27 protein-coding genes are annotated in these 25,235 nt (G+C 64.2%); 20 read left to right on the top strand and 7 right to left on the bottom strand.

All coding sequences use genetic code 11. The features are described 5' to 3' along the window. Positions 1–123 precede the first annotated feature (123 nt). Both HDE76_RS17185 and HDE76_RS17180 read right to left on the bottom strand, forming a co-directional pair. A complete protein-coding gene (locus tag HDE76_RS17185; protein WP_179479020.1) occupies positions 124–1,035 on the bottom strand; it encodes a patatin-like phospholipase family protein in 912 nt (303 codons plus the stop codon). An 88-nt stretch (positions 1,036–1,123) separates the two neighbouring features. Next, positions 1,124–2,188 (bottom strand): class 1 fructose-bisphosphatase, encoded by a 1,065-nt coding sequence (locus HDE76_RS17180; RefSeq protein WP_179479130.1) that lies wholly within the window; start codon positions 2,186–2,188, stop codon positions 1,124–1,126. A gap of 175 nt (positions 2,189–2,363) precedes the next feature. On the opposite strand from HDE76_RS17180, the gene HDE76_RS17175 reads away from it, so the two are divergent. The 9 genes from HDE76_RS17175 (at position 2,364) to HDE76_RS17135 (ending at position 10,196) form a co-directional block, all read left to right on the top strand. Then, positions 2,364–2,972, top strand: a complete 609-nt coding sequence (locus HDE76_RS17175; RefSeq protein WP_179479018.1) for a DJ-1/PfpI family protein — start codon at positions 2,364–2,366, stop codon at positions 2,970–2,972. Between the two features lie 11 nt (positions 2,973–2,983). Beyond that, positions 2,984–3,199 carry a hypothetical protein gene (locus HDE76_RS17170; RefSeq protein ID WP_179479016.1) on the top strand — a complete coding sequence of 72 codons (216 nt, stop codon included), beginning with the start codon at positions 2,984–2,986 and terminating at the stop codon, positions 3,197–3,199. Positions 3,200–3,206: 7 nt separating this feature from the next. Next, positions 3,207–3,911 carry a YafY family protein gene (locus tag HDE76_RS17165; protein ID WP_184509293.1) on the top strand — a complete coding sequence of 235 codons (705 nt, stop codon included), beginning with the start codon at positions 3,207–3,209 and terminating at the stop codon, positions 3,909–3,911. An 82-nt stretch (positions 3,912–3,993) separates the two neighbouring features. After that, positions 3,994–4,602, top strand: coding sequence for a ParB/Srx family N-terminal domain-containing protein (locus tag HDE76_RS17160; RefSeq protein WP_184509291.1), 609 nt, complete (start codon positions 3,994–3,996; stop codon positions 4,600–4,602). A 10-nt stretch (positions 4,603–4,612) separates the two neighbouring features. Continuing rightward, positions 4,613–6,280, top strand: a complete 1,668-nt coding sequence (locus HDE76_RS17155) for a SulP family inorganic anion transporter (RefSeq protein ID WP_184509289.1) — start codon at positions 4,613–4,615, stop codon at positions 6,278–6,280. Positions 6,281–6,388: 108 nt separating this feature from the next. Then, complete coding sequence (locus HDE76_RS17150) at positions 6,389–8,110, top strand: DUF885 family protein (RefSeq protein ID WP_255457754.1); 1,722 nt, start codon at positions 6,389–6,391, stop codon at positions 8,108–8,110. A gap of 133 nt (positions 8,111–8,243) precedes the next feature. Next, positions 8,244–8,642 carry an MbcA/ParS/Xre antitoxin family protein gene (locus tag HDE76_RS17145; RefSeq protein WP_179479008.1) on the top strand — a complete coding sequence of 133 codons (399 nt, stop codon included), beginning with the start codon at positions 8,244–8,246 and terminating at the stop codon, positions 8,640–8,642. A gap of 124 nt (positions 8,643–8,766) precedes the next feature. Beyond that, a complete protein-coding gene (locus HDE76_RS17140; protein ID WP_179479006.1) occupies positions 8,767–9,456 on the top strand; it encodes an RES family NAD+ phosphorylase in 690 nt (229 codons plus the stop codon). A 44-nt stretch (positions 9,457–9,500) separates the two neighbouring features. Continuing rightward, positions 9,501–10,196: an SGNH/GDSL hydrolase family protein gene (locus HDE76_RS17135; RefSeq protein WP_179479004.1), complete on the top strand. Its 696-nt coding sequence runs from the start codon at positions 9,501–9,503 to the stop codon at positions 10,194–10,196. 25 nt (positions 10,197–10,221) lie between these two features. Here HDE76_RS17135 and phhA read toward each other — a convergent pair whose 3' ends face one another. Beyond that, complete coding sequence (gene phhA / locus HDE76_RS17130) at positions 10,222–11,109, bottom strand: phenylalanine 4-monooxygenase (RefSeq protein ID WP_184509287.1); 888 nt, start codon at positions 11,107–11,109, stop codon at positions 10,222–10,224. 143 nt (positions 11,110–11,252) lie between these two features. On the opposite strand from phhA, the gene HDE76_RS17125 reads away from it, so the two are divergent. From HDE76_RS17125 to HDE76_RS17110, 4 genes are all read left to right on the top strand, one after another. Next, positions 11,253–11,729 carry an Lrp/AsnC family transcriptional regulator gene (locus tag HDE76_RS17125; protein ID WP_179479001.1) on the top strand — a complete coding sequence of 159 codons (477 nt, stop codon included), beginning with the start codon at positions 11,253–11,255 and terminating at the stop codon, positions 11,727–11,729. Between the two features lie 41 nt (positions 11,730–11,770). Further along, positions 11,771–12,583 (top strand): lysophospholipid acyltransferase family protein, encoded by an 813-nt coding sequence (locus HDE76_RS17120; protein ID WP_179478999.1) that lies wholly within the window; start codon positions 11,771–11,773, stop codon positions 12,581–12,583. Next, positions 12,580–13,617 carry an alpha/beta fold hydrolase gene (locus HDE76_RS17115; protein WP_179478997.1) on the top strand — a complete coding sequence of 346 codons (1,038 nt, stop codon included), beginning with the start codon at positions 12,580–12,582 and terminating at the stop codon, positions 13,615–13,617. The genes HDE76_RS17120 and HDE76_RS17115 overlap by 4 nt, the downstream gene beginning before the upstream one ends. A gap of 154 nt (positions 13,618–13,771) precedes the next feature. Beyond that, the gene (locus HDE76_RS17110; RefSeq protein WP_343205728.1) at positions 13,772–17,164 is read left to right on the top strand and encodes a GH92 family glycosyl hydrolase; all 3,393 of its coding nucleotides are present in this window, start codon (positions 13,772–13,774) and stop codon (positions 17,162–17,164) included. On the opposite strand, the gene HDE76_RS17105 is transcribed toward HDE76_RS17110, so the two are convergent. From HDE76_RS17105 to HDE76_RS17095, 3 genes are all read right to left on the bottom strand, one after another. Further along, on the bottom strand, positions 17,158–17,766 hold the full coding sequence (locus HDE76_RS17105; RefSeq protein ID WP_179478995.1) for a 2OG-Fe(II) oxygenase: 609 nt from the start codon (positions 17,764–17,766) through the stop codon (positions 17,158–17,160). The genes HDE76_RS17110 and HDE76_RS17105 overlap by 7 nt on opposite strands. Positions 17,767–17,929: 163 nt before the next feature. Beyond that, positions 17,930–18,142 (bottom strand): DUF3820 family protein, encoded by a 213-nt coding sequence (locus HDE76_RS17100; protein WP_179478993.1) that lies wholly within the window; start codon positions 18,140–18,142, stop codon positions 17,930–17,932. A gap of 8 nt (positions 18,143–18,150) precedes the next feature. After that, a complete protein-coding gene (locus tag HDE76_RS17095) occupies positions 18,151–18,573 on the bottom strand; it encodes a VOC family protein (protein WP_179478991.1) in 423 nt (140 codons plus the stop codon). A gap of 126 nt (positions 18,574–18,699) precedes the next feature. On the opposite strand from HDE76_RS17095, the gene HDE76_RS17090 reads away from it, so the two are divergent. Then, entirely contained in the window at positions 18,700–19,986 is a 1,287-nt protein-coding gene (locus tag HDE76_RS17090; protein ID WP_179478989.1) for a nucleotide disphospho-sugar-binding domain-containing protein, read from the top strand. Here the strand turns inward: HDE76_RS17090 and HDE76_RS17085 are convergent. Next, positions 19,983–20,717: a class I SAM-dependent methyltransferase gene (locus HDE76_RS17085; protein ID WP_184509285.1), complete on the bottom strand. Its 735-nt coding sequence runs from the start codon at positions 20,715–20,717 to the stop codon at positions 19,983–19,985. The genes HDE76_RS17090 and HDE76_RS17085 overlap by 4 nt on opposite strands. Positions 20,718–21,032: 315 nt before the next feature. Here HDE76_RS17085 and HDE76_RS17080 point away from each other — a divergent pair, with 315 nt between their 5' ends. The 6 genes from HDE76_RS17080 (at position 21,033) to HDE76_RS17055 (ending at position 25,221) form a co-directional block, all read left to right on the top strand. Further along, positions 21,033–22,121, top strand: coding sequence for a PQQ-dependent sugar dehydrogenase (locus HDE76_RS17080; RefSeq protein WP_184509340.1), 1,089 nt, complete (start codon positions 21,033–21,035; stop codon positions 22,119–22,121). A gap of 236 nt (positions 22,122–22,357) precedes the next feature. Further along, positions 22,358–22,513: a DUF1328 family protein gene (locus HDE76_RS17075; RefSeq protein WP_179478985.1), complete on the top strand. Its 156-nt coding sequence runs from the start codon at positions 22,358–22,360 to the stop codon at positions 22,511–22,513. A 108-nt stretch (positions 22,514–22,621) separates the two neighbouring features. Continuing rightward, entirely contained in the window at positions 22,622–22,984 is a 363-nt protein-coding gene (locus tag HDE76_RS17070) for a DUF883 family protein (protein WP_179478983.1), read from the top strand. Positions 22,985–23,007: 23 nt separating this feature from the next. Continuing rightward, positions 23,008–23,586 (top strand): ABC transporter ATP-binding protein, encoded by a 579-nt coding sequence (locus HDE76_RS17065; RefSeq protein WP_343205727.1) that lies wholly within the window; start codon positions 23,008–23,010, stop codon positions 23,584–23,586. Then, entirely contained in the window at positions 23,583–23,936 is a 354-nt protein-coding gene (locus HDE76_RS17060) for a hypothetical protein (protein WP_179478981.1), read from the top strand. The genes HDE76_RS17065 and HDE76_RS17060 overlap by 4 nt, the downstream gene beginning before the upstream one ends. A 100-nt stretch (positions 23,937–24,036) precedes the next feature. Beyond that, positions 24,037–25,221, top strand: coding sequence for an AI-2E family transporter (locus tag HDE76_RS17055; protein WP_184509283.1), 1,185 nt, complete (start codon positions 24,037–24,039; stop codon positions 25,219–25,221). The last annotated feature ends 14 nt before the right edge of the window (positions 25,222–25,235 follow it).

Genomic DNA, 25,235 nt, shown 5'->3' with positions numbered 1-25,235 from the left:
GGCCAAACTAGCAGCGCCTCGCCACGGTTCCAAGTGACGGAAGTCCCGGTCGAGCGTGCCGATGCTGGATCGGGTATGGCTCCCACAACCGGCAACGCCGCGTGGCGGCCTTCGCACGTTTGCCTATGGCGTGACCGGCGCCAGCATGAGACTGGCCCGTCGCGCGGCCACCGCCGCCTTGATCGCCGGCATCGCCGCCAGCGTGGCGCGCTCGCCTTCGAGAATGGCCTGGTTCTTCTGCTCGAAATCGGTGGCGCCGATGCCGGTGATATTCGGCTTGATGACGAAGTCGGCGCGGGCCAGCTCCTGCTTGCCCAATTGGCGACCCATGATGGTGATCGACTGGCCGACGATGTTGACCATGCCCTGAGGATTGCTGCCGCTGGGCGTTGAAGAGATATCCACCGCGATCACGAAATCCGCGCCGAGCTGGCGCGCCGCGTCCACCGGCACAGGACTGACCACGCCGCCATCGACGTAGTGCTTGTCGCCGATCGACACCGGCTCGAAAACACCAGGGATGCTGCTGGAAGCGCGCACGGCCTGGCCGGTATTGCCGCGTACGAACACGGTGCGCTCGCCGGTTTCCAGCTGCGTGGCCACCGCGGCAAACGGCAGCTTCAGCTCCTGGATCGCGCGGTGGTTGACCGCCGTGTTGATGTAGTCCTGCAGTTTCTGCCCCTGCACCAGGCCGCCGGAAAAAATATGCACGTCGCGGATCGTCGCCTCGTCCAGCGCAAACGCCTGCTCCTGCAGCTGAAACGGATCCAGGCCGGCGGCATACAGCGAACCGACTACGCTGCCGGCACTGGTGCCGGACACCACGTCCGGATGGATGCCGCTGGCTTCGAGCATCTTGATCACCCCGATATGCGCAAAGCCCTTCGCCGCACCGCCGCCGAGGGCAAGGCCGATCTTCAACGTCACCGGCGCGGCGGCGACAGCCGGCAATGTGTTGTTGGGTTTGCTGTGCCCGGTACAGGCAGCCAGCGTCAGTGCAGCAAGCAGAAGCAGGAGCTGGCGGCGGAAGGGCATGAAGAGGGTGTGCCGGCGAAGGAAAAGGGAATGCTGCTATCGAAAAGCGGCAAAGCCGTGGCAGTCACGGGCGTTGCCGCTTGCAAGTTCACCCGATGGAACGGTCGACGTCGTCGACCTGGTTCTGCGCACCGTCGGCGATGAGGTGGTAGTGCGTGGCGACCTCGACTTCCTTCTTCGAGCCGAGGAACACCGGCACGCGCTGATGCAGTCCGGTAGGCTGCAACTGCATGATGCGTTCACGGCCGGTGGTGGCTGCGCCGCCGGCCTGTTCGATGATGAAGGCCATCGGATTGGCCTCGTACATCAGACGCAGTTTGCCCCCCTGCTTGAGGATCTTGGCATCCAGAGGGTAATAAAACACGCCGCCGCGGGTCACGATGCGATGCACGTCGGCCACCATCGAAGCGACCCAGCGCATGTTGAAATCCTTGCCGCGCGGGCCGGTGGTGCCGGCAAGCAGTTCGCCGATATAGCGCTGCATCGGCGGCTGCCAGTGGCGCTGGTTCGACATATTGATGGCGAACTCGGTAGCCTCCTCGGGAATGCGGATGCCGCGACGGCTGAGCATGAAGCTGCCGACCTCGCGCTCCAGCGTGAATTCGTGCGTGCCGTGACCGAAGGTCAGCACCAGCGTGGTCGCCGGGCCGTACACCACGTAGCCGGCGGCGAGCTGTTCCGTACCCGGCTGCAGAAAGTGTTCGGCCTTCGGTTCGGTCACATCGTCCGGGCAGCGCAGCACGGAGAAGATCGTGCCGACCGAAATATTGACGTCGATGTTGGAGCTGCCGTCCAGCGGATCGAACAGCAGCAGATGGTTGCCCTTCGGATAGCCGTCCGGAATCTGTTGCGGATCTTCCATCTCCTCCGACGCGCACGCGGCGAGGTGGCCGCCCCAGGCGTTGGCTTCGAGCAGGATCTCGTTGGAGATCACGTCGAGCTTTTTCTGCGCCTCACCCTGCACGTTGATGCTGCCGCCTTCCCCATCGCCAGCTTGCATGCCGAGCACGCCGCCGAGCGCGCCTTTGTTGGTGGCTACCGCGATGCGCTTGCAGGCGCGGGCCACCACTTCGATCAACAGGGAAAGCTCGGCATTGATGTGGCCGGCGCGGCGCTCCTCGATCAGGAACTGGATCAGCGAAATGGGTTTTATCGGGCTCGGTTTCATGGGGCGGCCAGGGTGAACGAAGCACGCATTGTCCCGGCTCCGGCTGAACCGCGCCAGCCGGGTCGGCGAAAAGGCGAATGATCATGCCGTCGCCCCACTACTGACAGCACGTTGGCAGCAGGAGGCGGCCAAGCTGTGTATCCACCAGGGAGGAAACGCCATGCGCGATACGGTTTATTTTCTGATTTTCGACGGCTTTGCCGATTGGCAGGCAGCGCTGGCGCTTTGCGAGATTCGCCGTCCGGGGGACTGGCGGGTGCAGACGGTCGGGTTCTCGCGCGCCGCGGTGATGTCGATGGGCGGCCTCGCGGTGCAGCCCGACGTGCCGCTGGGGCAGGTCGACCTGGGGCGTGCCGCCATGCTGATCGTGCCCGGGGGGCATCTCTGGCTGCGCGGGGAGGGCAGCGCAGCGGTGGCCATCCTGCGTGATGCTGGTGAGGCGGGAGTGCCTGTGGCTGGCATCGATACCGGCGTCGTGGCGCTGGGCCGCGCTGGCCTGCTCGACGACGTTCGCCATACCGGCAACTGGGCGGGACAGATCGCAGGGCAGGTTGCCGATTATTCGGGCGAGTCGCTATACGACGCTTCAGCGCTTGCCATCAGCGACGGCGGCGTCATCACCGCCAGTCATCTGGGCAGCGTGGAGTTTGCCCACGACATCATTCAGGCGCTGCATCTTTACAGCCCCAGCGATCGCGAGCACTGGTACCGACTGTTCAAGCATGCCCAGCTACCGCCGTGGTGGGTGGGCGAAACGGTGATGGCCTGAGAGGCGACACGATGAATTCGCCATGGCAGCGCCTGCTGAAGGCGTATCACCCGGTATATCAACGCGGCCTGCTGATGGACGGGCTTTACAAGTGGCCATCGGACAAGTCGTCGGAGGATCCTTCAAAGCCCGAATCGCGTCCGCGCCGCCGCATGCTGCTGATCGCGCTGACCGGGTGGCGCGCGATCACGTCCGACAGTGGCCGTGCTCGTCTGCCTCGGCGATGATGAGCGCATGCGTCGTGCCGATCGTCTCTTCCTCATCATTCATGCCCTGCGCGGTCGGCGTACCGCGCTGCAGGCGCGCCAGCTCGCGCAGACGCTGGGCGTATCGCAGCGCACGGTCTATCGCGACGTGTCGGACCTGCAGCTGTCCGGTGTACCGATCGAGGGCGAGGCCGGGGTCGGTTACGTGCTGCGCAAGGGCTCGGATATTCCCCCGCTGATGTTCACCGCCGCCGAGCTCGAAGCGCTGGTGGTCGGCACACGGTTCGTCCGTGCTTTCGCCGGCGCGCGCCTGGCCGATAGCGCGAAGACCGCCCTGCTGAAGATCGAGGCCGTGCTGCCGCCGGAGCTACGCGAACGCGCGGCGCATACGCGCATCTTCGCGCCGGTATGGCGCGACCAGCACCAGTCCGATTTCGCGACGATGATCGATCGCCTGCATGCGGCGATCGTAGGTAATCACGTATTGCAGCTCGACTATCGCGACGAAAGCGGACGCGTCAGCGCGCGCGAGGTCGAGCCGCTGTGCCTGTCGTTCTGGGGTGGCGCGTGGACGCTGGGGGCATGGTGCCGGCTGCGTAAGGATTTTCGAAATTTCCGCCCGGACCGCATCCATACCTGCGAGCCGACGGGCGAAGTCTGTGCGGAAGTGGCCGAGCGAAATCTGGCCAGCTATCTGCGCGCCGTCGGCGGCGGCATGATGGATATCGGATAAGCCTTCACGGGGTATCCGTCACGGTGCACCGTGGCGCGATCACGAGTACGCTGGCACGCACTCAATCGCGAAGGTGTGTCGCATGCAACTCCATCATCCGCAGCTGCAGGTGGCACCGGCCGACCTGCGGCCGACCCAACTGACCGTGGGCTATGCCGAAGTGGCTGCCAAGCGTGCCGAGTGGGCAAAGCTCGCCAGAAAAAAGCGCAGGGAGCTGCTCGGCCGGCACTGGTTTCCCGGCGTGCTCGGCCCGGGCGGCAAGATCTACATCGTCGATCATCATCATTTGGGCCTGGCCCTGATCGAGGAGAAGGTCGACAGCGTGCCGGTGCTGGTGCAGCGGGATTTTTCCTGGCTGGAGCCCGCGGTGTTCTGGCGCACAATGGAATTCAACCGCTGGGCGCACCCCTACGACGCGCACGGTCATCGCACCGACTACGACGCGTTTCCCGCCAAGCTCACCGACTTGACCGATGACCCCTACCGCACGCTGTCCGCACGCGTGCGCGAAGCCGGCGGTTATTCGAAGGACGCCACGCCTTACGCCGAATTTTTGTGGGCGGATTTTCTGCGTTCGCGGGTCAAACTAAAGGGCAAGCAGCCCGGCAAGCGTGCGCTCAAGCAGTCGCTGGAACTGGCGCATACGCACGAAGCCGCCTACTTGCCCGGCTGGAGTGGCCTGATCGTATGAGTTCGGCCGCATGAGCGAGGCCGCCGCGGCCGCGCCGTCGCGATCGGCCGATCTGCTGGCCGGGCTGTCGATTGCGGGGTTGCTGCTGCCCGAAGCGGTAGCGTATTCCAGCATCGCCGGTCTACCGCCGCAGGCCGGCGTCATGGCGCTGTTCGCCGGTCTGGTCTGCTACGGTGCGATCGGACGCAGCCGCTACGCCATCGTGTCGGCGACATCGTCATCTGCGGCCGTGCTGGCCGAGGCCAGCGTGGCGATCGGTGGCGGCGATCCGCTATTGCGCGCCGCGTTCGCTGCGCTGCTGGTGCTGATGACCGGCGCGTGCTTTCTTCTCGCCGGTGCGGCTCGACTGGGCGGCATTTCCAATGTGATCGCCAAGCCGGTGCTGCGCGGTTACGCGTTCGGTCTGGCGCTGGTGATCGCGGTCAAGCAGTGGCCGAATCTGGTGGGTTTGTCGGCGAAGCAGTCGAGTTTGCTGCCGTTGATCGTCGAGCTGCTGCGGCGCGTGCGCGAATGGCATTGGCCCAGTTTCGGCTGCGGCATCGCCGCCTTGCTGCTGCTGTTTCTGCTCGAACGCCTGCGGCGCCTGCCGGGTACATTGCTGGTGATCGTCGCGGGTATCGCCGGCTCCAGCTGGCTGGCTGTGCACGGCGTGGCGCTCACCGGCGTGATCCGTCTGGCGCTGAGCTGGGCGGCGCCGGCGCTGCCCGATCGCGCGCAGTGGCTGCCGGATCTGGAGCTCGCCGCGGCGCTGATGTTGATTCTGTATGCCGAGTCGTACAGTTCGATCCGCAGCTTTGCCTTGAAGCACGGTGAGGCGGTAGCGGCCAATCGCGATCTGGCCGCGCTTGGCGTGGCCAACGTGGTGTCCGGGCTGTTCCACGGCATGCCGGTGGGGGCGGGCTATTCCGCCAGCTCGGCGAACGAAGCCGCCGGCGCGCAGTCGCGGCTGGCCGGCCTGACCGCGGCCGCTACCGTGCTGGTGCTGGTACTGACCTGTCTGCCGTGGATCGAGCGGATTCCGGTGCCGGTGCTGGCGGCGATCGTGATCCACGCGGTAAGCAAGTCGCTGAGCCTGGATGTCTTCGCGCCATATCTGAAATGGCGGCGTGACCGGCTGGTGGCACTGGCCGCGGTAGTGGCGGTGATCGCGCTGGGTGTGCTCAACGGCCTGCTGGTGGCGATCGGCTTCAGCCTGGCGATGCTGCTGCGAACGCTGGCTACGCCGCGGCTGAGTGTGCTGGGCCGGCTGGCCGACAGTCACGATTTCGTCGATATCGCGCGGCATCCGCAGGCGCTGCCGCTGGCCGGGACGATGATTCTGCGGCCGGAGGAGCCGCTGTTTTTCGCCAACGCCGAGCCGATGCTGGCGCTGGCGCGAGCCCGCGTGCTGGCGCAGAACGATGCGCGGCGGCCAGCCGCGGCGGCCACGCCAGTGACGCGGGTGATCCTGAGCCTGGAGGAATCGCCGGACCTCGACAGCAGCGCGCTGGAGGCGCTCGCCGATTTCGCCGACTGGCTGCAGGCAAGAAATATCGAATTGCGGGTAGCGCGACTGAAGGAAGCCGTGCGTCAATTGCTGATGCTTGCTGCGCTGCCCCAGCTACCGGCGGCGGCGCTGGACTACTGGAGCGTCGAAGACGCTGCCAGCGGCAGCGAGGCTTCGGGCAAAGCCGGCTAAAAACGAACGTTGAAGGAGTGGATTTAAGTGAAGTCAGTGGCAGTGAAGAAAAAAGTGATGAAGAACAAAGTGACCACGAACATTGCCGCAAAAAAAATCCTGGTCGCGATGATTGCCGGCCTGCTGACCCTGCCGGCGTGGGCTGCTCCGAGCACCGCCGATACCTCGTTTCAGAATCTGTATCAGCAGGAATGGTCATGGCGCACCGGCCAGTCCGGCGTCAGCACCTCGGGCGAATCGCAGCCCAACGATGGCCGCCTCGACGATGTCGACGCCGCGAGCCAGCAACAGCGCCTCGCATATTGGCAGCACGTGCTCAAGCAGCTCGACGGCATCGATGCGAGCCAGCTGTCGCCGGCCAACCGCATCAACGCCGCGGTCTACCGCGAGCAGATCGGCAACTTCGTCGCCGACCAGCACTTCGCCAACTGGCAGATGCCCTTCAACAGCGACTCGGCGTTCTGGTCCGACGTGGGCTACGAGCTGGGTGGGGGCAATTTGCGCACGGTCGACGACTATCACAAGTACCTCGACAAGCTCGATCAGATCCCGGCGTATTTCGACCAGCAGATCGCCAATATGCAGCTCGGCCTCAAGCGCGGTTTCAGCGTGCCGCGCGCGGTACTCAACGGGCGCGACGTGTCCATCGCCGCCGTTGCCGATCTCAAGGATCCCACTGAAAGCGCGTTCTACCAGCCGTTCAAACATCTGCCGGATTCGATCGGCGCCGACGATGCGCAGGCGCTGCAGGGCGAGGCCGTGCAGCGCATCCGCGACGATGTGATTCCGGCCTACGCCAAGCTGCTGACGTTCTTCCGCAACGTGTACGTGCCCCAGGCACGCACCACGCTGGCCGCCGAGGCCATGCCCGATGGTAAGGCGTATTACCGTCAGCAGATCCACGAGTACACCACGCTCGATCTGAGCCCCGATGCGATCCACCAGATCGGGTTGGACCAGGTCGCAAAGATTCACGCGCAGATGCTCGACACGATGGCGCAGACCGGCTTCAAGGGCAGCTTCGCCGACTTCCTGCATTTTCTGCGCACCGACCCGCAGTTCTACGCCAAGACGCCGCAAGAGCTGCTCGATCGTAGCGCCTGGGTGGCGAAAGAAGTCGACGGCAAAGTGGGCAAGCTGTTCGGCCATCTGCCGCGCGAGCGCTTCACTATCGAGCCTGTGCCCGACGCGATCGCGCCGTACTACACCTCCGGCCGCGGCGGTCCGGACGTCTATCTGGTCAATACCTACGACCTGCCGTCGCGACCGCTGTACAACATGCCGGCACTGACCCTGCACGAGTCTTACCCCGGTCACGCGCTGCAGCTGGAGCTGGCCGACGAACAGCACGATCAGCCGGATTTTCGCCGCAACGGTTACATCTCCGCCTATGGCGAGGGTTGGGGCCTGTACTCGGAGTTTCTCGGCAACGAGATGGGCATCTACAAGACGCCGTACGAGCAGTTCGGCTTTCTCAGCTACCAGATGTGGCGCGCCTGCCGCCTGGTGGTCGATACCGGCATCCATCACCTGGGTTGGACGCGCCAGCAGGCGATCGACTACATGACGCAGAACACCGCGCTGTCCGACCGCGAGATCGCCAACGAAGTGGACCGCTACATCAGCTGGCCCGGCCAGGCGCTCTCGTACGAGCTGGGCTATCTGAAAATTCTCGAGCTGCGCGCCAAGGCGGAAAAGGCGCTCGGCGCGAAATTCGATATCCGGCACTTCCATGACACCGTGCTCTCCACGGGATCGGTGCCGTTGCCGGTGCTCGAACAGCGTGTCGACCAGTTTATTGCCGACGGCGGGCCGGAGCCGAATTTCTGAAGTCCTTCGACCATAGCGTTCCGGTGGCGTCCATCCAAAGCGTTTCGGCCGTCCGGACGCGCTGATTCGGGCAAAACCGAGTAAACTTCTGTTGTAAAGTAAATTTGTCCATTACTTCACAGCGAGAATTTAAATGTCGGCCACTCCGCTGCCTCACGCGCTTCCCGCCGATGAACTCGGCGGCCCGGCCTTGCGCAGTTTCTTTGGCCTGGCCGACCGCTGGAATCTGCGCATCGCCGACCAGCGCAAACTGCTCGGCGACCCGCCGGAGTCGACGTTCTACAAATGGAAGCGCCAGCAGGACGGTGCGCCGGGGCGAGACACGATCGAACGGATCAGCTACCTGCTCGGTATCTGGAAGAACCTGCAGATTCTGTTTCCCGATGCCGCCCAGGCCGATGCCTGGCTGCACAAGCCGAATCAGGCGCCGCTGTTCGGCGGTCATTCGGCGCTGCAGCGCATGCTGTCCGGCAACGTCGCCGACCTGTATGTGGTGCGGCAGTATCTGGACGCGCAGCGGGGCGTCAGCTGAGGCTGAGCGGGCCGTCGCAGATGGCGATACGCGCTTGGCCCACGCTAGGACTTCCCAGCGCTAACGCTTTTCGATCAGGGCAACGCGCCGATTTGAAGCGATATAGCGCGTGACGAAAACTCCGATGCCCCATGCACTGCCACCCATCAAACGTATCCGCTGGAGCCACGCGTATCGCGTCGTGCCCAGCCGGTTTCCGCCAGTGGGCGTTTACGACCGCATCGCCGATCCGGCCGATCTCGATGCGGTCTTTGCGATCGAGGCGATGACCAATCCGCGCTTGCGCGAAGAGGCAGGGTCGTTGCAGCTGATCCCGAAAGATCGCCGCATCAGCGGGCCGGGCAGCACGCCGGTGATGGCCGCCTTTACCCACCTCAATCCCGAGGGCAGCCGATTTTCCGACGGCAGCTGGGGCGTGTTCTACGCCGCGCACAGTGTGGCGACCGCAGTAGAAGAAACCATTTATCACCGCCAGCAATTTCTGGCGGCTACGGCCGAGCCGGCGTGCGATATCGAGATGCGTTGCTATCGCACCGCCATCGCCGGCAAGCTGCACGACCTGCGCGGCGGCTGGCCCGAGGCGCAGGCCCCCGACAGTTATGCGGCGAGCCAGCGGTTGGCGCGGCAACTGCGCGATTTGAACTCCAACGGCATCGTCTACGACAGCGCGCGCCACCCCGGCGGCGAATGCGCCGCGGTGTTCTATCCCGACCTGATCGCGCCGTGTGTGCAGTCCGAGCATTTGATTTACCGCTGGGATGGCAGGCGCATCGCGATGGTACTGAGGGTTTCGAAGCTGGAACGACCGCGCTAATCTCGGCGCTGGCGCAGGCCTTTGACTTGCTTTGAGGATATAAAATGAGACGGTTCATGCTGCTGCTCTTGCTGGCGCTGCCGCTATTCGCACACGCGAGCGAGCCGGTTCCTGAATCCGCGGAGCAGGCGAAATGGGAGCCGGCCATCGCGGCGTTTGAAGCGGCGGACAGGCAGCAACCGCCGCCGCCGCGCTCGATTCTCTTTATCGGCAGCTCCTCGATCGAGCACTGGAAAAGTCTCGCGGCCGATTTCCCGGAACTCAGCGTGATCAACCGCGGCTTCGGCGGTTCGGAGCTGGCCGATTCGACTTACTTTGCCGACCGCATCGTGGCGCCGTATCACCCGCGCGCCGTCGTGCTGTATGCGGGCGACAACGATCTGCAGGACGGTCACAGCCCCGCGCAGGTGCGCGACGATTTTGCCGCTTTCGTGCGCAAGGTCAGGTCGGTCGACCCCGGTGTGCCGATCGCGTTCGTCGCGATCAAGCCGAGCATGGCGCGCAAGGTGCTGTTGCCTAAAGTGAGCGAGGCGAATGCCTTGATCAAAGCCTATGCAGCCACGCAGAAGCAAGTGACCTATCTGGACGTCTATACGCCCATGCTCGGCGCCGACGGCCAGCCGCAGCCGAAGTGGTTCGGCGACGATGGCCTGCACATGAACCGCACCGGCTATGCGCTGTGGATCGGCATCATCAGACCTTGGGTCGACAGGCAACGAGGCGATGCCGTGCCGCGCTGAGAGCCCGCCAGTGGCGAGCCCGGTCTCAGGCGTCGTCGTTTGTGGCAAACCCTTCGCGCGTGCCGCGGGTAAACACGCGCTCATCGCCGAGCACATCGCCGGCGTTGTGCGTCGGCCGCTGCTTGAGGCGGGCATAGATCGGCGTGAAGTCCGGATGGGTCGCTTCGAACAGCTGCTCAAAGCTGTCGATCACGAAGTAGGTCTGCTGGAATGTATCGATGCGGTAGCGCGTATTCATCACGCGCTCCAGATCGAAGCCGATGCGGTTAGGCGCGGCTGAATCCAGCGAATAGATCGACTCGCCTTTCGAGCTGACGATGCCGGCGCCATAGATGCGCATGCCTTCGCTGGTGTTGATCAGGCCGAATTCGACCGAGTACCAGTACAGCCGCGTGAGGTTCATCAGCGCGTCCGGACCGATCGCAAACGCCTTCATGCCGCCGCGGCCATAGGCCTGCATGTAGTCGGCGAACACCGGGTTGAGCAGCAGCGGCACGTGGCCGAACAGGTCGTGGAACAGGTCAGGCTCGCTGAGGTAATCGAGCTGGTCGGGCTTGCGGATCCACCAGCTCACCGGAAAGCGGCGATTGGCCAGGTGATCGAAAAACACCTCGTCCGGCAGCAGCCCTTCCACCGCCACCACTTCCCAGCCGGTGGCTTCGCCCAGCACCTTGTTGAGGTCGGCGAATTTCGGAATGCCGCCATCGCCCAGACCGAAGCGTTCGACGCCGGCCAGGAATTCCGCGCAGGCGCGACCGGGCAGCATCTCGCGCTGACGCTTGTACAGCGTGTCCCACACTTCATGATCGGTGCGCGAATAGCTGGCCCAGGGTTGTTCGACCACGCCCGTGGCATACACCGGTACATAACCACGATCGGTCTGTTGGTGTTCGACGCGGCGAGGGGTGTCCATGGCGCACTCCGGGTGGCAGCAGTTTCGGTTGAGTCGATAGTCTACGGCCGAAACCGCACATGAAGCTTGTTTAGTTGCTCGATATCGGGCTCTACATGCACTATTATTGCTAAAGAAAGATAAATACGGCAGGTATCGTGCACATGATGGCCCTGGACCGCACCGATCTTCGCATGCTGGCCGTGCTGCAGGGCGAAGGCCGCATCACCAACGCCGAACTGGCCGAGCGCGTGAGCCTGTCGGCCTCGGCGTGCCTGCGCCGATTGCAGCGGCTGGAGTCGGACAAGATCATCACCGGCTACGCAGCGCAGGTCGATCCGCAGGCCGTCGGGTTGGGTTTGCAGGCCTTCGTGCGCGTGCAGCTGACCAAGCACGAAAGTTCGGCGATCGAGAGCTTCGTCGAGCGCGTCAACGGCTGGGACGAAGTCGTGGCCTGTCACGCGCTGACCGGCGACATGGACTACCTGCTGCATGTCCACGTAGCCGACCTGCAGGACTTCTCGCGTTTCCTGCTCGACCATCTGCTCAATGCTGCCGGCGTCGCCGACGTCAACTCCAGTTTCGTCTTGCGCACGGTCAAGCGCTCGCCTTCGTTGCCGCTGACGCAAGTGAAACTTTGAACATTCAAGCGCTCGCTGATTAACGCTAAACTAACCGACTCATGAGCACCGCCACCACGACCGCCACCATGCCCGATCGCCTGCGCCCGCTGCGCTACCTCTGGCGCGTGCCGCTGCTGCTCGCCCACATCGTGCTGGGCATCGCGCTGGCGATGACCGTCACTTGGAATCGCTTCGCCGTAATGCGTAACGGCCACGAGCCGTTTTCGCATCGGCTGATCCGCTGGTGGTCGCGCATGCTGCTGCGGATCTTCGGCATGCATTCGGTGCGCATCGGTCAGCCGATGCCCGACGCGGTGCTGTTCGTCGCCAACCACACCTCGTGGATCGACATTGTCATGCTGCACAGCCAGCGCGCCGCGTGCTTCGTGGCCAAGTCGGAAATCGCGCGCTGGCCGCTGGTCGGCTGGATGGCGGCCTGCGCGGGCACCATTTTTCATCGCCGCGGCAACAACCATTCGCTTTCGTCGGTGATGCAGGTGATGGTCGAGCGCCTGCGCGGCGGCCGTTCGGTGGCCGTGTTTCCGGAAGGCGGCAGCGGCTACAACGGCGTGCTGAAGGTTTTTCATGCGCGGATCTTCCAGGCGGCGCTGGACGCCAACGTGCCGGTACAGCCGGTGGCCCTGCGCTTTGCACGCAACGGTGTACGCATCATCGATGCCGGCTTCCGCGTCAACGAAAGTTTTGTGCACAACATCGTGCGTCTGCTCGGCGAGGCGCCGATGGATGCCGAGGTGCATTTTCTGGCCGCCGTGCCGGCCTCGCCCGATGCGCGTCGCCGCATGGCCGAGCTGTCGCGCGAGCGTATCGAAGCGGCGCTTGGCGGGGCCGCGGCGAGTAAAGCGGCCGCATGAGCGTGTTTCGTTCCAAACTGCTGCGCGGCGCCGATTTCAATCCGCCGTGGCCGCTGCGCAGCGGCCACGTGCAGACCCTTCTTTCCTCCAGCGGCGTACGTCGCTATCTGCTGCCCCGTGCCGCGAAAACCGTGCTGATCGGTGCCGAGCCGATGATCGTCGACGGCGGCGACGGCGTGCGCTTGACTGGCGCCTACACGGCGCAGAAAACCCATCCGCAATCGCGCGGCCTGGCCGTGCTGTTTCACGGTTGGGAAGGCAGCGTGGATTCCACTTACGTGCTGCAGACGGGCAGCCGCCTGCTGCGCGACGGCTGGGACATCTTCCGGCTGAACTTCCGAGATCACGGCGAAAGCTTTGCCTTCAACGAAGCGCTGTTCCACTCCAACCGCATCGACGAAGTGATCCACGCGCTGGGCGATATCGCCAGCCGCTGGCCGTCGCGGCCGATGGCGCTGGCCGGGTTCTCGCTGGGCGGCAACTTTGCTTTGCGCGCGGCGCTGGCCGCGCCGAGCCGCGGTATTCCGCTTTCGTATGCGCTGGCCGTCTGTCCGATCATCGATCCCGCCGAGGGCCTGTTCTCGCTGGAGCGCAAGGCACGCTGGTTCTACAACGCGTATTTCATGCAGAAGTGGCGGCACTCCCTGCGCGCCAAGCAGGCCGCGTTTCCGCAGCAGCAGTATTTCGAGCTGTCCGAGCTGAAGCAGAACATGCGTGGACTCACCGAAGCGCTGGTGCTTCGGCACACCGACTTCGGCTCGCTGGAAGAATATCTGGACGGTTATTCGGTCGCCGGCAGCGCGCTGGCCGGCATGCAGATTCCGGCCACCATTCTCACTGCGGAAGATGATCCGGTGATCCCGATCAATGCGTTCAGAGAGCTGCAGCTGCCGCCGAATATCGAACTGGATATTTCGCGCTACGGCGGCCACTGCGGCTTTATCCGCAACTGGGGTATGACCAGTTTCACCGACGATTACATCGCCGACCGCTTCAACGCCATCGCGGACAGTGCGGTCGCCGGTATCGGCTGAGAGCGGTCCTGTGTTCGATGCCGCGCTGCGGTTTGACAGTGCGGACGCGATCGCTTCCACTCCAGATTCTCCGTTCGATGCGCATCGGCCTGCCATGCTGTGGCGCCACGCCGCGAACGACCGCAGGTAAGTGGAAAATCCCGGAGGATTCGGCATGAAGGTATCGGCATCGCGCCGCACACGGCGCGGCGTGGTCACGTTCGCGACAATCATCACCGGCGCGATGCTGGCTGGCGGCGCGGCGTCCGCCCGATCCACCGTCGACAGCTTTCAGACCTCGTTCGAAGCCGGCCAGCCGGCGCCCGTCGTCGCGCCGCCGGGCGCGGCGTTCGGCGCACAGGTCGATGGCGGTCCCGCCAAGAATGTCGTGCTTACAGCCAAGCCGGATGTGGGTTTCACCGGCCTGCATTCGCTGCACTATCGAGGCAACAGCGGCGGAAGCCAGCAGCAAAAGCTGTTTGATGTCGATGTGCCGGTGCGCGCGGATACGCAGCTCTCATACGTGATCTTTCCGCAGCGCGACGGCGACGACCTGCGCAACCCCGCCAACTATGTCGCGTTGGATCTGCTCTTCGACGACGGCAGTCGGCTGTCGACTCGCGGTGCGCTCGATCAGCATCGTATTCCTGCAGACGCACGCGGGCAGGGCGAAGGCCGCGTGCTGTATCCGGACCAGTGGAATATCGTTTCGATCGACCTTGGCCGCGTCGCGGCGGGTCGACGCGTCAAGCAGATTTTGCTCGATCACGATGGCCCTGCCGCCGATATCGAAGGGTATGTCGACGATATCCGCGTCGGCAGCGAGGCGCCGGATTCGCGCCATCAGCCGGCCGACTTCGTCGATACGCGCCGGGGCAGCAACGCCAACTTCAACTTCTCGCGCGGCAACGTCTTTCCTGCGATGGCGCTGCCGCACGGTTTCAATTTCTGGACGCCGGTGACCGACGCCGGCTCTAACTGGCTATACCAGTATCAGGACCACAATGGGCCGGACAATCACCCGCGCCTGCAGGCCTTTCAGCTGTCGCACGAGCCCAGCCCGTGGATGGGCGAGCGGCAAACGCTGCAGCTGATGCCCGAAGCGCAGGCCAGCGGTGTGCCGCTGCTCGATCGCGTTGCGCGGTCGCTTGGCTTCACCCATGCCAACGAATCGGCGCACGCGAACGATTACCGCGTGACGTTCGACAACGGCATGGTCACCGAGATGGCGCCGACCGATCACGCGGCGATGTTCCGCTTCACCTTCATCGGTGCGACGTCGCAGCTGCTGTTCGACAATCTCAAGGACGATGGCGGCGTTACGCTGGACCCCAGCGGACAGAGCTTCAGCGGCTACTCGGACGTCAAGAGCCGACTGAGCGCCGGCGCGGGTCGGCTGTTCTTTTATGGCACTGTGGATCAGCCGGTACAGCGCAGCGGCCGGCTGACCGGCGCGGGGCGCGATCACGTGGCCGCGTGGTTCGGCTTCGATACCCGCATCAATAAAGTGATCAACCTGCGCGTCGCCACCTCGCTGATCAGCCTGGACCAGGCCAGGCACAACCTCGCGCTGGAAATCGCGCCGAACGATACGCTGGAAACCGTGCGTGATCGCGCGGCGCAGGCCTGGAATGCGCTGCTTGGAGCGGTGCAGGTCGAGGGCGCCAGCCGCGACGAAAAGACCACGCTGTACTCCAACCTCTATCGGCTCTTTCTATACCCGAACGAGGCCTATGAAAACACCGGCAGCGCGGCGCAGCCGGTGTATCGCTACGCCAGCCCGTTCTCCGCACCGGTGGCGGCCGATACCCCGACGCGGACCGGCGCGCGCATCGTCGACGGCAAGGACTTCGTCAACAACGGCTTCTGGGACACGTATCGCACGGCGTGGCCGGCCTACGTCCTGCTCACGCCGACGCAGGCCGGCGAGATGATCGACGGCTTCGTGCAGCAGTATCGCGACGGCGGCTGGATCGCGCGCTGGTCCTCGCCGGGCTATGCCGACCTGATGGTCGGTACCAGCGCCGACGTGGCCTTCGCCGACGCGTGGCTGAAGGGCGTGCGCAATTTCGATGTGGCCTCGTTCTATCAGTCCGCGCTGAAGGATGCGTCGGTTGTCAGTCCGCTCGCGGGCACCGGCCGCAAGGGCCTGCAGCGCTCGATCTTCAACGGCTATACCGACACCGGCGTGGACGAGGGCCTGTCGTGGTCGATGGACGGCTATATCAACGACTTCGCCATCGGCAACCTCGCCGATGCGCTGACGACGCAGCATGCGGCCAACGATCCGTACGCGGCTTACTACGCCGATGACGCGCTCTACTACCGCAACCGCGGGCTCGACTACGTCAATCTGTTCGACGCCGACGTCGGTTTTTTCGTCGGTCGCGCATCCAATGGGCAATGGCGCTATGGCAAAGCGGATTTCGACCCGATCCGCTGGGGTGGCGACTACACCGAGACCGATGCATGGAACATGGCCTTTCATGCGCCGCAGGACGGCGCCGGCCTGGCGGCACTGTACGGTGGCCGCGCGGGGCTGGCCGCCAAGCTCGACGCGTTCTTCGCCACGCCGGGCAACTTCCATGTCGGCAGCTACGGCGAGCCGATTCACGAGATGCTCGAGGCGCGCGACGTGCGCATGGGCCAGTACGGCCACAGCAACCAGCCGTCGCACCACATCCTGTACATGTACGACCTCGCCGGCCAGCCGTGGAAGACGCAGGACAAGGTGCGCGATGCGCTGTCGCGTCTCTACGTGGGCAGCGAGATCGGCCAGGGCTATCCGGGCGACGAGGACAACGGCGAGATGTCCGCGTGGTATGTGTTCAGCGCTGCGGGCTTCTATCCGCTGCGCATGGGCTCGCCGGAGTACGTCATCGGCGCGCCGTACTTTCCGCATATGGACGTCCGGCTGGAAAACGGCAAACACATCGTGATCGATGCGCCGGCGGTCAGCGACACCAACCGCTATATCCAGAGCCTGCAGGTGAACGGCCAGCCGTGGAATAAGCTGAGCTTGCCGCATGAGCTGCTGGCCCAGGGCGCGACGCTGGATTTCGTGATGGGTCCAAAGCCCTCGGCGTGGGGCAGCGACGTCTCGTCCCTGCCGGCATCGCTCACCGCCGAAGGCCGGAAGCCGCAGCCGATGCGCGATCTCACCGGGATCGGTCAGGGCAAAGCGAGCAGCCGACCGGCGATGCAAAAACTCGATGCGCTGTTCGACAACGACTCCGATACGGAAGCCACGCTGCCCGTCGGCGCGTCGACCGTGAGCTGGCATTTCCCGCAGGCGCGTGAAGTGGCGATGCTTACGTTGACCTCCGGGGCAACGGCTGCCGCCCCTTCGGACTGGCAGCTGGATGCGTCCGGCGACGGCGAGCATTGGCATCGTCTGGATACGCGCAAGAACGAAACATTTTCCTCGCCTCGCCAGACGCGCGTGTTCGGCATTCGACAGCCGGGTAGTTACACATATTATCGTCTGAGCTTTCCGGCAGCCCACGGTTCGGCCAGAGCCCTGGCCGAGATCGAGCTGATCGGGCCGACCGTCCCGAAGGATCAGTGACCGACGGGAACCGCGCGCTGCCGCATCCAGCACGCGATGCTCATGCGCTGGCGCGTCGCCGGCAGCACCTCGTGCTCGAACTGCGCCGACAGAAACAGCACGAGTGTGCCGGCGCGTGGATAGATATCGCGGTGAGAGGCATCGGCGAGGTATAGCCGCAGCGCACCGCCTTCGACGTCCAGCCAGTTCGCGTTGAGATAGAACACGGCAGACACTACCCGAGCATCGCTCTGGTGGAGTTGATCCAGATGTCGCGCGTAGCCGGCGCCGGAGGGATACACCGCGTACTGCGATTCGCTGTCGACCAGACCCAACAGCAGGCGGCGGCTGAGCGCGATGCGCAACGCGTCGATTCGATCCACGAACGCTTGCTGCGGTGCGCTCAAGTTTCTGGATTCAAACCACCGCGTGCTGTCGCCGCGCAACAGGGTCAGGGCACGATCGAGGCCCGTCGCCGCCGGCATCAGCAAACGCGAGGTGTGCATCGCGGTGCACTCGCTGGCCAACGCCTGCGTTTGCACGTCGGTCATCAGGTTCTCGATGACGCACCAGCCATCCGCGGCGAGTGCTCTCGTCGCGGCGTCGAACTCGCGGGGCAGCATGGTCGCGGGGTGCTCTGGTCGTGCGCTCGATGGCGCCAGCGCCCTTGCGGGCAGTCTCGACCGGACGCGGAGGAGGAAGGTTGCAGCGGTCGATCATTCAGACGATCGGCCTGAACATCCTCGACCGTGCCTTGCAGGATACGCCCAAAGCGCGCGCGCACGACTACCGCTTGCGCAGCGGCTCCAGCAATGACGACAGCCCGTTATGGTCGAGCTCCAGCATCAGCGCCAGCAATCGGCCCAACTCACCCTTGGGAAAGCCCTTACGGGCGAACCACGCCAGATAGGCGCCGGGCAGGTCGGCGATCAGCCGGCCCTGATACTTGCCGAAAGGCATGGTCACGGTCACCAGTCGCTGCAGGTCTTCGGCTTCCATCGTCGGCCCTATTTCGCAAACAGCTTGGAGCGGTCGGCGAAAGCCTTGAACTCCAGCGCATTGCCACACGGATCGCGCAGAAACATCGTGGCCTGCTCGCCGGGCTGACCCTGGAAGCGCACGTGCGGCTCGATCACGAAATGCGTGTCGGCAGCGCGCAGCCGGTCGGCCAGCGCTTGCCACTCCTCCATCGACAGCACCAGACCGAAGTGGCGCACGGGCACGTTGTCGCCGTCGACATCGTGAGCCGCCACGTTGCCCCATTCCTCCGGCGCCAGATGCGCCACGATTTGATGACCGTGAAAATCGAAATCCACCCATGTCTCGCTGGAACGTCCTTCCGGACAGCCCAACAGCTCGCCATAAAAACGGCGTGCGTTGACCAGCGACGTCACAGGAAAGGCGAGGTGAAACAGTGCGAGATTGGACATGGTTGATCCGGGGCGAATCGCCTTCGATGGCGAATGACGAAGCATTGCCGCCATCGCCGCAGGGGTCAATGGTCGCCATGGCTTACACGCTATGCTGCCCTTCGTTTCGAGTCGATGCCATCGCCCATGCGCCACGCCCGTATCGTCATCGCCACCGTCGGCTCGCTGGGCGATCTCTTCCCTTTTCTCGCCATCGGCCAGGAGCTGAGCGCGCGCGGGCATCGCGTCGCCATCGCAACGCACGGTATTCATCAGGCGACGATCGAGCAGGCGGGCCTCGACTTTGCCGATGCCAGTGGCATTCCCGAACCCGAAGACCGCGAAGCCTTCATTGCTCGTGCATTCGATCGCTGGCGCGGTCCGCGCTTTGTGGTGCACGACTTTGCCGCGAAGGATGTGCGGGCCAGTTACGAAAAACTCGCCCCAATCGTTGCCAATGCCGACGTGATGATCACCACGACATTGGCTTTCGCCGCACAGATACTGGGCGAACAGCTGAACGCGGCGGGCAAGCTGTGCTGGCTATCCGCGGTGCTGGCACCGGCGGGCTTTCTATCGGCATACGATCCGCCGGCAACAGGGATAGCTCTGCTGGACCCCCTCATGCGCGGCGCGGCGCGCCGCGGTCGCTGGCTGCAAGGGCTAGCACGCCGCATTACGCAGGGATGGACGGCGCCGGTACGCGACTTTCGCCGTTCGCTCGGCTTGCCCCCGGTATCGCCGCTGGGCGATCCGTTTCATCGGGGCCAGCACGCGCCGCAGGGAGTGCTGGCCTTGTTTTCTCCGTTGCTTGGCCAGCCGCAGCCGGATTGGCCGGCCCAAGCGCACGTCACCGGCTTCGCGCGCTACGTCCAAACGGCCGAGCTCGATCGTCCGTTACGCGCGTTTCTCGACGCAGGCCCCGCTCCACTGGTATTCACGCTCGGGTCGACGGCGGTGCATATGGGCGCGGACTTTCTGCGCGAAAGTCTTGCGGCCGCCCTGGGGCTGAGTCAGCGCGCCGTGCTACTCACCGGCTCAGCGGAAATGCGCGCGAAGCTGCCAGCGGATTTGCCGGCAAGCATCCATGCCGTCGACTACGCACCGCATGCGGCACTGTTTCCATGCGCCTCCGTCATCATCCATCACGGCGGCATCGGTACCAGCAGTGAAGCGCTCTACGCCGGCAAGCCGATGCTGGTGGTACCGCACGGCTTCGACCAGCCCGATAACGCGGCCCGACTGAAGCGGCTGGGCGTGGCGGAAATTTTGCCGGCGGCAAGCTATCGCGAAAACCACGCAGCACCACTCTTAAAGCGGCTTCTCGCCGATGACACTTATACACAGCAAGGCAGGATTTGCGCGGCGAGTTCTCGCGGCGAATGCGGCGCATCGACTGCCGCCGATATCATCGAAAGATCACTACTCCGCTAGGCTTTCTCGAGCACACATAGCAAGGAAACGCCGAACGGTAGATCGAAGTGCTTCAGCCAGGTGCGCTCGGCGGCGAAGATAGTCCGCAGCAGGCCATTGATCGGTTCAGGCGGAACGCGGCTGCCGGCGGCGACCTTGCTGCCAAGCAGGCGTTCCTTCACCCGCACGATGGCAGCGAGCGGAAACAGCAGCGTATTGAAGTGAGAAAGCCGCACCAGTCGATAGCCGGTTGCATGAACGCGCTGCCGTATTTCGCGCGCTGAGTAGCGCCGATGGTGATGCAGAAATTTGTCGTGAACACCGTATAGCCACGCATACGCGGGAATCGTGACAAGAATCCGGCCGTTGTCCGCCAGCAGCGAGCGGATCGCGGCCAGCGTTTGGGTGTCCTGTTCGATGTGCTCCAGCACGTCGAACAGGCAGATCAGATCAAAGCGCTCACCCTGGAATGGGATGTTGTCCGGACAGTGGCCGGCGCGAATATCATGCGTACCGCCGGTCTTTTTGTCGGCAAGCACTCGCGCGCTTTCCTCCATGTCGAAAGCGCTCACCTCGCCAAAAGTTGCCAGCATGTCCAGATTGCCGCCGGTGCCGCAACCTATCTCCAGAATGCGCGCGTTGCTGGGCAACCTCAGCTGTCGAATGGTGGATGTGAGAATGGCGCGTCTTCCGGTGAACCACCAATGTCGCGACTGGATCTCGGCCATCTCGATATAAGCTGCGGGTTCCAAGCGTTTTCCATGAAGCAATGAAAGAATCCGCTAAGCGTAACGTGTTCGGCGAGCCGCCGTTTCATGGATGCGCAAACTGCGTCATCGATAACTGACCGAAGCATGATCTCGGGCTCTATCTTATCCAGCTGCGCATTGTTGTTGACGGCGTCGAACAGTGCGCTGACGATGGTCTGTCCGATTTCGGCACTGGAGAACCCGACGCTGGCGGCACCCAGGGCGGTCAGATCGAACGCACTGTCACCGCAGTGTGATGTGTCTCTGGATAAGGTTCAGGTTCCAGCTAGTGAGCGTGAGTCGGAGTAGAGCATGACAATGCGAATGGCGCTTTTTCTGTTGTTGAGTTGGCTGGCCATGCAGGTGCAGGCCGCTTCGCCGCTGGAGCAGCTGACCCTGCCGCCGGGTTTCCATATCGCGCTGTATTCCGATCAGGTGGCGAATGCGCGGGAGATCGCCCTGGGCGCGAAGGGTACCGTCTTCGTCGGCTCCGGCGACGCCGGCAAGGTTTACGCGCTGACCGACAGCAAGGGCGCTGGGGTGGCCGACAAGGTACGCGTGGTCGCCAGCGCTCTGGAGTCGCCGATCGGGGTGGCCTTCAAGAACGGCGATCTCTACATTTCGGCGGTCAGCCGTATCGTCGTGCTGCGCGATATCGAGAACCATCTCGATGACCCACCGGCGCCGGAGGTAGTCACCGACAAGCTGCCGACCGAAACGCACCACGGCAGCAAGTTCCTCGCCTTCGGCCCGGACGGCAAGCTTTACGTGCCTATCGGCGCGCCGTGCAACGTCTGCGATCCGGGCCCCGACCACGGCAAGCTCATCCGCATGAACGCCGACGGCAGCGGCATGGAAGACGTGGCGCGCGGCATCCGCAATTCGGTCGGCTTCGACTGGCAGCCGGGCACCGGCCAGCTGTGGTTTACCGACAATGGCCGCGACATGCTTGACGATGATCTGCCCAGTGACGAGCTCAATCGCATCACCAGACCCGGCGAGCACTTTGGTTTCCCGTACTGCCATCAGGGCGACACGCTCGACCCCGAGTTCGGCCAGGGCAAGCGCTGCAGCGACTATGCTCCGCCGGTGTTGAAGCTGGGCGCACACGTGGCGGCGCTGGGCATGCGTTTTTACGAGGGCCGCCAGTTTCCGGCGAGCTACAAGGGCGCCATCATCGTGGCCGAACACGGCTCCTGGAACCGCACGAAAAAGTCCGGCTACCGTGTGATGACGGTGCATCTGCAGGGCAGCAAGGTGCTGTCGTATGAGCCGCTGATCACCGGCTTTGCGCCGAACGAGCAGGCGTGGGGTCGCCCGGCCGACGTGCAGCCGCTGCCCGACGGCAGCTTGCTAGTCAGCGATGACCTGACCGGCGCCGTGTATCGGGTCACCTATAAGCCCTAGATCGGCAGCGGTCAGCGAGTGGCGAAACCTTCGATGGCGGTCGTCAAAGGGCGATGGGAGAGGCCTGTCCGTTGGCGCCCGCCCTAGCCGACGTCGCCGCGGCGTGCAGATACACGGGATTTCCCTTCACGCTCGCATGGCGGATTCTATGGGTGAATGGCTGACCCCCACCCGGCAAGCCACCTCGGCGGCGAGCCACGGGCCTGACTTTGGCTCCCATTCAAGAGGACAACGCCATGCTTCACTACGCACTGGTTTTTCTGGTTATCGCGATCATCGCCGCCGTACTGGGTTTCGGCGGCATTGCCGGCGCCGCCGCAGGCATTGCAAAGATTCTTTTCGTCATCTTTCTGATCTTTGCGATCCTTGCCTTCTTCCGCCGCGCGCGATGACAAGACCGTGCGCTTGCGAGAGTGACGTCTAGCCACGCACTCTCCTTGCGCCAACAGACAGATGTGTCGAAGCATTGCCTCCCCGAACGCCCTCAAACGGAGTTACCCATGAACAAGCACGTACAGACCCCTGAAGAATTGGTCGGCAACCGTATCGACGAGAGCGCCGAGCGCGTCAAACAGGCGACATCCAGCGCCGTCGCCAGCACCAAGGAAGTCGTGGATCGCGCGGCCGATTCGGTCGAAGAAGGCCTGCATCGCGCGACGGACAAAGTGGCCGATGTGGCCAACCGCACGACCGACAAGGCGGTGGAAATCGGCGAGCGGGGTCGCGAGGTCTACGACCAGACGCGCGAGCGCGCCGACGAGTGGCTGGAAGTGGCGCGCGATTATGTGCGCGAAAAGCCGGTGCAGTCTGTCGCCATCGCGCTGGGTGCCGGCTGGCTGCTCGGCCGCATTCTGCGTCGTTGATCTCGCCGACTTAGGGGCAGGGAATGCAGCAAACGACATCGGAACCCGGAACCGCGGCGCCAGAAACGGCGCCGCTTCCGTCTGGACTGTTTGCCGAACTGGGCCAGCTCGGTCGTGCGGTCAGGCGTCTGTTCGGCGCCCAGATGCATCTGCTGGCCGCCGAACTCGGCCTGGCACGCACGGCCGTGTCGTGGATGCTGATTGCCGGATTGGCCGCGATGGTGGCCGGCGTCGGGCTTGGCCTGAGCCTGCTCGCCTTTGTCGGCCTGCTGTTGGCGAAATGGTTTGGCTCGTGGGTGCTGGCGCTGCTGGGCCTATGCGTGCTGCAGTTGATCTTTCTGCTGGGCTCGATTCTGTTGTTCCGCCGCTGCATGCACTGGATGAGTCTGCCGGTGACACGTGGCGAATGGCGCGGGATGATGCGCGACACCGTGGCCAAGGCGCGCGAGGAAATCGATGTCGAGCGCATCAAGGCGGACGTGGCGCGGGTGAAGGATGATCTGGTGCGCAAGGCGGAAACCTTGAAGGACGACCTGCTCGCCGGCGATCCACGGAAAAGCGAGCGTGGCAATAATGCGTCCGAGCGGGAGGGCAATCCATGAGCCTGTTCAAGCAGTTGGCCAAGGTACGCGCCGCGCAGTCGGAAATGAAGCTGGCCCGCAGCGAGCTCAGTCCCCCGGCCGCACTGCTGCTGGCCCGGGGCCAGCGCTATCCGCTGACGACGGTGGGTGCTGCGGCTGGCGCAGGCTTCGTGCTCGGGCGTCTCAACGTGCATCCGCTGCGGATTCCTGGCCTGGGCTCCTTGCTCAGCGGTGGCTTGGCCGAGACGGTGGCCTACGGCGTGCGACTGGTTTCCGAGCTGGGGTCGTTTGGATCGAGCGCGGCCGATTCGGGCGCCGACGCGTCGGGCGACTCATCGGCTGCGGATATCGACAGCAGTCGATCCTCATGACGACGGCGATGACGCGGACATCGGTCAGACAAGGGCCGACGCTGTCGTCATCGTCGCTATTTTCATCGTTCGATCGCGCACTGCCCACGGGTACGGTCCGATGAACGAGCCCGGCCATCTGCCATCGCACGACGAGCCCGTCAGAGACCGCAGCGATGTGGCTCCGCTTTCGGTCGATAGCGACGAATCGATCGGCTATGCGTCGAGTGCGCACAGTCGGGGGCTGCAGACGACGCGCGGCACGCTGCGGCATCTGCGCGCCATCCGGGTGATATTGAACAGCATGCTGCTGCTGGCGCTGATGTACACCGTCACGCTGACCAAGTCGCTTTTGATTCCGCTGGTGCTGGCAGCGTTCCTGGGGCTGGCGCTGAATCCCATCGTGGCCGCTGGCTCGCGTCGCGGCCTGCCGCGCTGGCTGTGTGCCAGTGTGCTGATGCTGGCGCTGGTCGGCTCGCTCGGATTCGGCGTGAGCAAGGTGGCGCAGCCGGCGATGGGCTGGATCCAGGGCGCGCCGGCCACCATGAAAGAACTGTTGCCGAAGTTCCGCACCATTACCGCACCCTTCGAGATGGCCAACCGCGCGACCCAGAATCTGGTGAACGGGCCGCCATCGCGCGCCCATCCTGCAGCGGCGGCGGCCGCCGTGTCGATCAGTACGTGGGATGTGCTGGCCAAGGCGCCCGCCGTGCTGGCCGCCATGCTGACGGTGACCCTGCTGGTGTTCTTTTTTCTGGTATTCGGCGACACCTTGCTCAGGCGGCTGGTGGAAATCGTGCCGGATTTCCACGCCAAGCGGCACGCGGTGGTGATCGTGCGCAGCATCCAGACCGAGGTGTCGCGTTACATCCTCACCACCTCGTTGATCAACCTGAGCCTGGGACTGTTTACCGCCGGCATGCTGTGGTGGCTGAACATGCCCGATCCGCTGCTGTGGGGCACGGTTGCCATGATGGCCAATTACATTCCCTATGTCGGCGCGATCACCACCACCACGATTCTGATGATGGTGGGTCTGGTGCATTTCGATCAGCTCGGTCAGGCGATGCTGCCGGCGTTGTGCTTTATCGGCTTCACCATCGTCGAGGGCAACCTGATCACGCCGATGGTGCTGGGCCGGCGCATGCGCGTCAGTCCGATTGCGATTCTGCTGTGGCTGCTGATCTGGGGCTGGCTGTGGGGAATTCCCGGGGCCTTGCTGGCGGTGCCGATGCTGACCAGTGTGAAACTCATCGCCGAACGCATTCGCGGCTGGGGCTGGTTCGCGGTGATGGTACAGCGCTGAGTCGCGGCGCAACG

The organism is Rhodanobacter sp. ANJX3 (genome assembly GCF_014200755.1).
Taxonomy (GTDB): Bacteria; Pseudomonadota; Gammaproteobacteria; order Xanthomonadales; family Rhodanobacteraceae; genus Rhodanobacter.
Note: the sequence above shows the minus strand (reverse complement) of the source record. Positions and strands in the feature narration are given on the sequence as shown.